Annotated in this window: 1 protein-coding gene; it reads left to right on the forward strand. The window is 76.3% G+C overall.

The window, feature by feature from the left end:
* Positions 1-629 (forward strand): NHL repeat-containing protein (locus C1A33_RS35985; protein ID WP_480014762.1); only part of this gene is annotated, 629 nt, incomplete at its 5' end.
* Between the last annotated feature and the right edge of the window lie 67 nt (positions 630-696).

A 696-nucleotide genomic window follows, 5' to 3' on the forward strand; every position in this document is an offset into this window, starting at 1 on the left:
CGCTCGACCTCGCCCAGCCCCACGGCCTGTGCCTGGACGCCGACGGCCGCCTGCTCGTCACCACCCTCGGCGGCCACCAGGTCATCCGCGTCGACCCCGACGGACTCGCCGCTCCCCTCGCCGGCGTCGGCACCCCCGGCCAGTCCGGCGACGCCGGCCCCGCCCAGCTCGCCCAACTCCGCCGCCCCCACGCCGTCATCACCACCGTGGTCGGGCCACACACCACCGAGATCGTCTATGTCGCCGACACCGACAACCGCCTCCTGCGCGCGATCCACGCCGACGGCACCATCACCACCGTCGCCGGCATGGTCTACGGCGCCTCACCCGAGGAGGACGCTCCCGCCCGCATCGCCGACATCGGCCGCCCGCACGCCCTCGCCGTCACCGCCGCCGGCGGCCTCCTGCTCGCCGACCCCGACTCCTCCCGCGTCCGCGAACTGACATCCGACGCCCGCGTCCGCACCTTCACCGTCGCCCCCGCCGGGCCGGCCCGGCCCGTCGGCCTCACCACCACGTCCGACGGCACGATCCTCGTCGCGGACCCCGCCCGCCACCTGCTGCACCGTTTCCCACCGCCCGCACCGCCAGCACGCTGGTCGCCCCGCGCTCACCTCGGGATCGAGTGAGCGCGGGGCGTGGAATCGCGCAGACCGACTGTCAGGCGGCGACGACGTCGGCGCGCAGGGGGGCGAG

It is taken from the genome of Frankia canadensis, from assembly GCF_900197875.1.
GTDB classification, from domain to species: Bacteria; Actinomycetota; Actinomycetes; order Frankiales; family Frankiaceae; genus Frankia; species Frankia canadensis.